This window comes from Promicromonospora sp. NPDC023987, assembly GCF_040639055.1.
Classification (GTDB): domain Bacteria; phylum Actinomycetota; class Actinomycetes; order Actinomycetales; family Cellulomonadaceae; genus Promicromonospora.
Map to the genome: position 1 here is coordinate 1 of NZ_JBEZZF010000117.1, position 9,074 is coordinate 9,074.

Genomic DNA, 9,074 nt, shown 5'->3' on the forward strand with positions numbered 1-9,074 from the left:
GACCTCTTCGACCGTCGTGTAGACCGACGCCGACGCGCGCGCCGTCGCTGCCACGACAACGCTCCCAGTAGGGGAAACCCCACCCCCGCCTCGTGGGGCCACAACATGTTCCGGGTTCCCGCTTCCGCCTAGTGTCGTGTCCATGACCAGCGATGACGGCCCCGGACGCTACCTCCTCGAGGATCGCGTCGCGCCGGCGCTCACCTCCGGCGCCGCATTCCTCAGCGCGCCGTACCACCGCGCCACCGGACGCGCGGTCGCCGTGCTGGCCGTCGGGTGGGTCTGGCACCTGACCGGCGGCCTGACCCTGTGGGTCCTGACCGTGATGTCGGCGGCGCTCGTCCCCGCGCTCGGCATCGGGCTGCCGCTCCTCGCGGCCTGCCTCGTGGCCGCCCGCTGGTTCGCGGTCTCCGAGCGTGCCCGCATCGCGCACCAGACCGGCGTCGCGATCCCCAGCCCGGTCCGGCGGGCCGAAGCGCCCAGCGGGCTCTGGGCAAGGACCTGGGCCCCGCTGCGCGACGCCCGGGCCTGGTCGGCCGCGCTCTACGCGTTCCTGGCGACACTCTCCGGCTCGATCCTCTTCCCGCTCACCGTCGCGCTGGCCGCCGGCGCCGCCGCCGCGGTGGCCTTCGTGCCGCTGGGCCGGGACAGCGCGCTGGCGGGGTGGCTGGGACTGCCGTGGCCCGCGACCGCCGCCGTCGCGCTCGTGCTCGCCGTCGTGCTCCTGTGGTCGGCGGCCGCGCTCGCGCAGTACGGGTCCTACCTCATGGTGCGGCTCGCGGCGAACCTCCTGGGCCCGTCCGCCGCCGACGTAGCCCGGGCCAGGGCCGCCGTCGCCGAGCAGGAGACCCGCGTCGCCGAGGCCGCCGCGCACACCGCCCGCGAACGAGCGGTGGTCCTCACCGAGTCCCGCACGGCCGCGGTCTCCGCAGCGGACACCGAACGCCGCCGCATCGAGCGTGACCTGCACGACGGCGCCCAGCAGCGCCTGGTCGCCCTCGGCGTCGAGCTCGGGGTGGCCCGCCGGCTGGCCGACCGGGACCCCGAGCACGCCGTCGCCGCCCTGGAGGTCGCGCACCGCGAGATCAAGGAGACGCTCGCCGAGCTGCGCGACCTGGTTCGTGGCATCCATCCCGCCGTCCTTGCCGACCGCGGCCTGGACGCCGCACTCTCCGCGCTCGCGGGCCGCAGCCCGGTCCCGGTCCGCGTGGAGGTGACGGGTGATCTCGGCCCGGCCGGCTCCGCCGCACAGGCCGCCGCGTACTTCGTGGTCGCCGAGGCACTGACCAACGTCGCCAAGCACGCCGGGGCGGAATCCGTCCGGGTCCGTGCGAGCCTCGTGCCGGAAGAGCATCCGTCGCGCCTGCGCATAGTGGTGTCCGACGACGGCCGGGGCGGCGCCGAGACGTCGCACGGTAGCGGGCTCGAGGGCCTGCGCGGCCGGGTCGCCGCCCTCGACGGCACGTTCGAGCTCGACAGCCCGCCCGGCCAGGGCACCCGACTGACCGTGGAGGTCCCGTGCGCATCGTGATCGCGGAGGACTCCGTCCTCCTCCTGGACGGCCTCACCCGGCTGCTCACCGCCGAGGGCCACACCGTCACGGGCCACGGCACGGCGGCTGACCTGGTCCGGGCGCTCTCCAAGCCCGGCACCGAGCTGCCCGACCTGCTCGTCACCGACGTCCGGATGCCGCCGTCGCACACCGACGAGGGGCTGCGCGCCGCAGTGCACCTGCGCAGCCTGCACCCGGACCTGCCGGTCCTCGTGCTGTCGCAGTACGTGGAGCAGAGCTACGCGACCGAGCTGTTCGCACGCGGGGCGCGTGGCCTCGGCTACGTGCTGAAGGACCGCGTCGCCGACGTCGACGAGTTCCTCGACGCCGTCGCAAGGGTGTCCGGGGGCGGGACGGTCGTGGACCCGGAGGTCGTCACCCAGATCATCGCCCGGCATCCCGGCTCCGACCTCGACGTCCTGACCCGGCGTGAGCACGAGGTCCTCGCGCTCATGGCCGAGGGCCGCTCCAACGCCGCCATCGCGGACCGCCTCGTCGTGGGGCTGGCCGCCGTGGAGAAGCACGTCACCAACATCCTGAACAAGCTCGGCCTCCCGCCGGCCACCGACGACCACCGCAGGGTGCTCGCCGTGCTGCGCTGGCTCGACCAGAACGGATCCCGCTGATGAACCAGCCGCAACCCCAGAGCGCCCCGGTTCCCACCGACGCCATCGAGCCGGCCGGGCAGCACGCCCAGCCGGGGCCGCAGGACGCCGCATACCCGCCCGGCCTACCGGGCCCGCCGCGTCGCAGCGCCACCGGGCGCGTCCTGACGACGGTCGGTGTGCTCATCGCCGTCGTGGTGGTCGGCTTCGCCGCACTGTTCCTCGTCGACCTGACGATGTCGCAGACCACCACAACCCAGCGGTCCTACGACGCCGTGGGCTCCGTGGAGCTCGTGGCCGACGGCGACGTCACCGTCCATGCCGCCGACGGTGGCGTCGAGGTGGACGCCATCGCGCACAGCGGCCTCCGCCAGCCCACCTACTCGGTGGACGAGTCCGCGAGCCGGCTCGAGATCACGCACCGGTGCGGCTGGTCCATCGCGCTGCCCCGCTGCTCGGGCGAGCTCGACGTGACCGTGCCAACGGGCACCAAGGTAGTGATCCGGACGGAGAACGGCGACGTCGTCGCGAGCGGCCTGGCCGGCGACGTCTCCCTGAGAACGGGCAACGGTGACATCGAGACCAGCGACCTCGCCGGCGCGCTGACCGCCCACTCCAGCAACGGTGACATCGACGTCCGAGACTCCGCGGCTGACGTCGACACCGACACCTCCAGCGGCGATGTCACAGTCACTGATGTGGACGGCACCGTCACGGCAGTCACGAGCAGCGGCGAGATCACCATCGACTCGGTGACCGGTGACGCCTCGGCGGACACGAGCAACGGGGGCGTCGAGATCTCGGCGGTCGACGGGAACGTCGACAGCGATTCGAGCAACGGCGCGATCACGGTGATCGGCGACGACGAGCCCGTGGCGCTGACGATCCGCACCTCGAACGGCGACGAGATCATCGAGGGCCCGACCGACCCGGGCGCCGAGCGCACGGTCGAGATCCGCAGCTCCAACGGCGACGTCGCCTACCTCGGCCGGTAGCACCCCTCCCTACCTCGCGAAGGTGAGGTAGAGCAGAGTGACGTTCAGCGCCACGATGACCCCCGCGACCACCCAGGCCAGCACCTGGGTGGTCAGGGCGTTCCGGTGCTCGCCCAGCAGCTCACGGTCCCGGGTGAGCCGCACGAGGGGGATCATCGCGAACGGGATGCCGAAGCTCAGCACCACCTGGCTGACCACGAGGAGCCAGGTGGGCGAGATCCCGGTCATCAGCAGGATGATCGCGGGGAGGAGCGTGACCACGCGACGGGTGAGCAGCGACACGCGGACCCGCAGCAGGCCGGACATGATCTCCGCCCCCGCGTACGCCCCGACGGACGTCGAGGCGAGCCCCGAGGCCAGCAGCCCGACGGCGAACAGCACACCCACCACGGGGCCGAGCGTGCCGGCGATCGCGGCGTGCGCGCCCTCGATGGTGTCGGTCCCCTCCCGGCCGGGCAGGTTCGCGGCCGCGAGCAGGAGCATCGCGATGTTCACGCTCCCGGCCAGCACGAGCGCCAGCACGACGTCGATCCGCGTGGCCCGCAGGATCCGTGGCGTCGACGTCGACGGCGCGTGCAGGTGGTCCCGGGCGAGCGAGGAATGCAGGTAGATGGCGTGCGGCATCACCGTGGCGCCGAGCATGGAGGCGGCAAGGAGCACCGAGTCCGCACCGGCCAGCCGGGGCACCAGGCCGGCCAGCATGGCCGCCGGGTCGGGCGGGGAGAAGAACAGCCCCGCGCAGAAGCCCACCGTGAGCACCGCGAGCATCGACGTGACCACGCCCTCGAAGGCCCGCTGGCCCCGTCGCTGCTGCACCGCGAGAACCAGGAGCGACACCACCCCGGTGATGATCCCGCCCAGCACGAGCGGCACACCGAACAACAGGTGGAGCGCGATGGCCCCGCCGATCACCTCGGCGAGGTCGGTCGCCGCCGCGACGATCTCTGCCTGGACCCAGTAGGCGAGGCGGGCCGGGCGGGGCAGCCGCTCCCCCAACACCTCCGGCAGCGACCGGCCGGTCACCACGCCGAGCTTGGCCGACAGGTACTGCACGAGCACCGCCATCGCGTTGGCCGCGACGAGCACCCAGACGAGCAGGTAGCCGAAGCGGGCCCCAGCGGTGAGGTTCGCGGCCACGTTGCCGGGGTCGACGTAGGCGATGGCCGCCACGAAGGCGGGGCCGAGCAGGACAAAGAGGCGGGCGCGGCCGGCCCGGGGCCCTGCGACAGTGCGGGTCATCTGATCTCCAGAAAGTTCGGGTACCCGAACTCTAACTCGCGGATGCCCGAATTGACACGCTTGCCGCCCGGCTGCCGACGCCGTCCCGGATCAGTGCAAGGATGTGGCCGTGCCGAGCGCGTCAGACATTTCGACAACGCCCAAGGCCGTGGGCAAGGACATCCTGCGGTCCGTCACCCGTGTGCTCTCCTCCTGGCCGGCCCTGTGGCTCGGGTTCGTCCTGGCGCACGCCTGGATCATCCTGCAGGCCTGGGTCTTCGAGCCGCAGATCCTCGGCGACGTGAACCTGTACGAGTGGTGGGTCCGCAACGGCATGGACGCCGGGTGGTGGCCGGTCTTCGACTACGACTGGGTGTACCCGATCGGCGCCCTCGCGCCCATGGCGATCCCCGCCCTCTTCGCCGACTCGACACCCGGCTACTACTGGGTGTGGATGGGCCTCGTGACGGCCGCCAACGCCGTCGCCGTGCTGCTGCTCGGCCGGGCCCGCCCGCACGGCCGCGCCGCCGTCTGGTTCTGGCTGGCCTTCCTCGTGTCGCTCGGGCCCATCTGGATCGGGCGGCTCGACGGCCTGCTCGCGCCGATCATCCTCGTCGCGCTCATCGTCGCGTCCCGCCGGCCTGCGCTCGCGATGACGCTCGCCACCGTGGGCGCGTGGATCAAGATCGCACCGGGTGCGGTGGCGCTCGCTCTGGCCGCGACGGCGTCGGGCGCCAAGACGTTCCTGCGCAACGTGGTGCTCCCCGGTGCGGCGGTGTGCGCAGTGGTCGTCGGCGTGGCCTTCGCGGGCGGCGGTCAGGACAACGTGCTCGACGTGTTCGGCGAGCAGGGCGACCGGCAGCTACAGGTCGAGGCCGTCGCCGCCACGCCGTTCACGGTCGCCAGGCTCTGGGACTCCTCGATCCGGGTCGAGTACGACGACGTCATCTACACCTACGAGGTGCTCGGGGAGGGCGCCGACGCCGTCGCACAGTCGCTCGACATCGCGCTCCCCATCGCCGCGGGCCTGCTCGCGGCGCTCACCTGGTGGGCCGCCCGACGCCGGCCCGACCGCGTCGGCGACGTCCTCCTGCTCGGTGCCGCGGCGGAGCTGCTGGCCCTCATCGTCTTCAACAAGGTGGGATCGCCGCAGTTCATCGCATGGATCGGGCCTCCCATGGCGGCCGCGATCGCCCTCGGGAGCCGCAGTCAGGGCACGCGCCGTACCTGGTTCCTGCCCGCTTTCGGCACCCTCCTCGTCGCGCGACTCACCATGGAGCTCTACCCGCTCCGGTACGGCGAGTTCCTCGGCGGCTGGCCACTGGCCACGACCGTCGGCGCCGTGCGCAACCTGCTGCTCGTGGCGCTGCTGGTCGGCGCTGTCGTACGGCTCGTCCAGGTCGTCCGGAGCCGTCGGTCGATCTCCAGCGCAGACTGAGGGTCCGTTCAGGGGTGTTCCCCATGCCAGGTGCCTGGTGGCTCCGCTACGGTCAGGAACGTGACATCGTGTGTAGCGGTAACCGTCTCGACGCCACCCGTTCCCCGACTCGCCGCACGGAAGACTTCGTCCGGACATCGACGACCGGCAGGTTCGTAGCGTGCGAGTAGCCATCGTTGCGGAGAGTTTTCTCCCGCAGGTCAACGGGGTCACCAACTCCGTCCTGCGGGTTCTCGAGCACCTGCATGCGCGAGGGGACCAGGCGATGGTCCTCGCGCCCGACGCCGATGCGTCCATCGGACATGTCCCGCCCTTCGTCAGCGGCGCCCCCGTCGTCGAGCTCGGTTCGATCGGATTTCCCGGGTACCCGGACGTGCGGCTCGTCGTCGGCAAGAAGTGGCGCACCGAGCGCACCCTTGCGACGTTCGCGCCCGACGTCGTCCACCTGGCCTCACCGTTCATCCTCGGCTGGCGCGGCATCCTCGCCGCCGAGCGGCTGGGGCTGCCGAGCGTCGCCGTCTACCAGACCGAGGTGCCCGGCTACGCGGCGCGCTACGGCCTGGGCGGCTTCGAGCCACTGCTGTGGAGGCGGGTCAAGGACATCCACGAACGCGCGACGATGACGCTCGCGCCGTCCACCGCGACCATGCGGCAGCTCGAGGAGCACGGCATCCCCAACCTGCGCCTGTGGGGCCGGGGCGTCGACACGCAGGCGTTCCACCCGCAGTTCCGGGACGAGGCCTGGCGCCGCAGGGTCGGCGCCGGCCGCGACATCCTCGTCGGGTACGTGGGCCGCCTGGCCGCCGAGAAGCAGGTCGAGGCGCTGCGTGTGGTGCAGAACCTGCCGGGCGTGCGCCTCGTGATCGTCGGTGACGGACCCGAGCGGGAAGACCTGCGGCAGATCCTTCCGGCTGCCCACTTCACCGGTCTGCTGCGCGGGGCCGAGCTGTCACGGGCGATGGCGAGCCTCGACGTGTTCGTGCACCCGGGCGAGCTCGAGACCTTCGGCCAGACGCTGCAGGAGGCACACGCCAGCGGGGTCCCGGTGGTGGCCCCGGCCGCCGGCGGCCCGCTGGACATCGTCCGGCACTCCCACGACGGCTGGCTGTACTCTCCAGGTGACCACGAAGCGCTCCGCGCTCGCGTCGCCGACCTCGTGGGCGACGAGCGCAAGCGGCGCGCCTTCGGCACCTCGGCGCGCGACCGCGCCGAGGGGCGCACGTGGCACGACATCTGCTCCGAGCTCATGGGGCACTACGACGACGCGATCCGGGTGCACGCGAGAGCCGGCTCAGCGGAGGTATAACTTGCGAATCGTCCATGTCGCGAACTTCTACAGCCCCCGTTCCGGGGGTATCCGAACCGCGATGCACGCCATGGCCGGGCAGTATCTGTCCCGGGGGCACGAACCCGTGCTCGTCGTGCCGGGAAAGCGGGACGGGGTATCGCTCGTGGACGGTATCCGGGTCGTCAGCCTCGCAGCGCCGCGCGTGCCGTTCTCCGGCGGCTACCGCGCGGTGGTCCAGCCCGGCAAGATGCGCGGCCTGCTCGAGACGCTCGCACCGGACCGGCTCGAGGTGAGCGACCGCACCACACTCGCGGGCCTGGGCGACTGGGCGCGCGAGGCCGGCATCCCGTCCCTCATGATGCTGCACGAGCGGGTCGACGGGGTGCTGCGGTCCTGGATCCCCGGCGCCGCGGCAGGTGGTCAGGCGGCAGCGCTCGGAGCCGCAGCGGCGCCGGCCCTCGCCGACCGGTACAACCTCGCCACGCTCACCCGGTTCGACCGCCTCGTGGCCACCACCCAGTTCGCCGCGGGCGAGGTGGAACGCCTTGCGGCCCGCACCCGGGCGGCCACGCTCCCGCCGCTCTACCGGGTGCCGCTGGGCGTGGACCTGGAGCGGTTCCGCCCCGACCGGTACTCGGACGAGGCCCGCGCCCAGTACGCACCGCCCGGCACTGCGCTCATCGTGCTCGCGAGCCGGCAGTCCGCCGAGAAGCGGCCGGACCTCGCGGTCGACGCCGCCGCGCAGCTCATGCGGGACGGGCGCCCCGTGCGTCTCGTCGTCGCGGGTTCGGGGCCGCTCCTGCAGAAGATGCGCCGTCGGGCCCAGTCCGCGGGCCTGCCGCACCGGTTCCTCTCGTTCATCCCGGACCGCGACCGTCTCGCAACCCTGTTGACCTGCGCCGACGTCGTCGTCGCGCCCGGCCCGATCGAGACGTTCGGGCTCGCGGCGCTCGAGGCACTGGCATCCGGGACACCTGTCGTCTGCAGCTCGTCGAGCGCCCTGCCGGAGGTGGTCGGCACCGCCGGTGCCGCCGCCGCGCCGGATGCCGCTGCGCTCGCCCTCGCCCTGCACGAGGTGCTGGACCGCGACGTGGACGAGCGACGCAAGGCCGCCCGCGCCCGTGCCGAGCTCTTCCCGTGGAGCGCCACCGGTGACGCGATGATCGAGCTGCACTCCCGCAAGGCCTTCGACCTCACCCCGGACCCCCCGCTCCCGGAGCTGGCGCGCCTCGAACGCGCTCGGCCCGCCCCGGAACCCGCCGACCCGACCGACCCGATCCACGTGGGCCCTGCGGGACGACGGTGAGATGACGTCGCCGGCGGGACGCGAGCGCAGCTTCGGACTGGTCGCCCTTGGCGACTCGATCACCGTGGGCGTCGGCGACACCGTCGGGCCCGACGCCGTGCACGGACCCGGCTGGGCGGCGCACCTCGCCGTCGTGCTCGGCGTGGAGGCGTTCACGAACCTCGCCAGCAGCGGGGCCCGCTCCCACGACGTCGTCGGTGCGCAGCTCGACGCCGCGCTGGCTCTGCGGCCGCGGCTCGCGACGGTGCTCGTCGGCGGCAACGACGTGCTGCGCAGCGACTTCGACGCACGGCGCATGCTCAGGGACCTGCACCGGTGCGTCACCGAGCTGTGCCGCGCCGGTGCCGACGTCGTACTCGTGCGGCTGCCCCTGATCGGCCTGTTCGAGCTCAGCCCGCGGCTCGTGCGGCGCGTGATGCGGCGTCGGGTCGCGTTGATCAACGCGGCGGTCGACGAGGTAGCGGCGGCTGTCCGGTCGGACGCTGGTGCACCGGCGTCCGGGTCGGTCCCTTGCACCGAGTCGGCGGCGAAGTCGGTCTGTTGCACCGACTCGGCGGCGAAGTCGGTCCCTTGCACCGAGATCGGTCTTGAAGGTCTTCGACCTGATCCTCGTCATGACCGACGGCGGTCCGGGGCAGGCCACGCTCGTCCTGAGCCAGTACATCTTCCAGA

Annotated in this window: 8 protein-coding genes; 7 read left to right on the plus strand and 1 reads right to left on the minus strand. The window is 72.7% G+C overall.

Annotated elements, in window-relative coordinates; genetic code table 11:
- Nucleotides 1–142 precede the first annotated feature (142 nt).
- Genes AB0F40_RS26635 through AB0F40_RS26645 form a run of 3 tightly spaced genes read left to right on the plus strand, consistent with a single transcriptional unit; the run spans nt 143 to nt 3,152 of the window.
- Nucleotides 143–1,531: a histidine kinase gene (locus AB0F40_RS26635; protein WP_357475163.1), complete on the plus strand. Its 1,389-nt coding sequence runs from the start codon at nt 143–145 to the stop codon at nt 1,529–1,531.
- A complete protein-coding gene (locus tag AB0F40_RS26640; RefSeq protein WP_357475165.1) occupies nt 1,519–2,178 on the plus strand; it encodes a response regulator in 660 nt (219 codons plus the stop codon). Before AB0F40_RS26635 ends, AB0F40_RS26640 begins: the two co-directional genes overlap by 13 nt.
- A complete protein-coding gene (locus AB0F40_RS26645; protein ID WP_357475167.1) occupies nt 2,178–3,152 on the plus strand; it encodes a DUF4097 family beta strand repeat-containing protein in 975 nt (324 codons plus the stop codon). The genes AB0F40_RS26640 and AB0F40_RS26645 overlap by 1 nt, the downstream gene beginning before the upstream one ends.
- A gap of 9 nt (nt 3,153–3,161) precedes the next feature.
- Here AB0F40_RS26645 and AB0F40_RS26650 read toward each other — a convergent pair whose 3' ends face one another.
- Nucleotides 3,162–4,391: an Nramp family divalent metal transporter gene (locus AB0F40_RS26650; protein ID WP_357475169.1), complete on the minus strand. Its 1,230-nt coding sequence runs from the start codon at nt 4,389–4,391 to the stop codon at nt 3,162–3,164.
- Between the two features lie 109 nt (nt 4,392–4,500).
- Here AB0F40_RS26650 and AB0F40_RS26655 point away from each other — a divergent pair, with 109 nt between their 5' ends.
- From AB0F40_RS26655 to AB0F40_RS26670, 4 genes are all read left to right on the plus strand, one after another.
- A complete protein-coding gene (locus tag AB0F40_RS26655; RefSeq protein ID WP_357475171.1) occupies nt 4,501–5,808 on the plus strand; it encodes a hypothetical protein in 1,308 nt (435 codons plus the stop codon).
- Between the two features lie 160 nt (nt 5,809–5,968).
- Complete coding sequence (locus AB0F40_RS26660; RefSeq protein ID WP_357475173.1) at nt 5,969–7,114, plus strand: glycosyltransferase family 1 protein; 1,146 nt, start codon at nt 5,969–5,971, stop codon at nt 7,112–7,114.
- A 1-nt stretch (nt 7,115) separates the two neighbouring features.
- The gene (locus AB0F40_RS26665) at nt 7,116–8,402 is read left to right on the plus strand and encodes a glycosyltransferase (protein ID WP_357475175.1); all 1,287 of its coding nucleotides are present in this window, start codon (nt 7,116–7,118) and stop codon (nt 8,400–8,402) included.
- 1 nt (nt 8,403) lies between these two features.
- Nucleotides 8,404–9,074, plus strand: a 671-nt coding sequence (locus AB0F40_RS26670) for a GDSL-type esterase/lipase family protein (RefSeq protein WP_357475177.1), incomplete at its 3' end; no start/stop codon positions are given.

What these genes read in the sequence shown, in the direction of transcription:
- AB0F40_RS26645 (WP_357475167.1), top strand. Translation starts at nt 2,178, where the DNA reads ATGAACCAGCCGCAACCCCAGAGCGCCCCGGTTCCCACCGACGCCATC.
- AB0F40_RS26635 (WP_357475163.1), top strand. Translation starts at nt 143, where the DNA reads ATGACCAGCGATGACGGCCCCGGACGCTACCTCCTCGAGGATCGCGTC.
- AB0F40_RS26650 (WP_357475169.1), bottom strand. Translation starts at nt 4,391, where the DNA reads ATGACCCGCACTGTCGCAGGGCCCCGGGCCGGCCGCGCCCGCCTCTTT.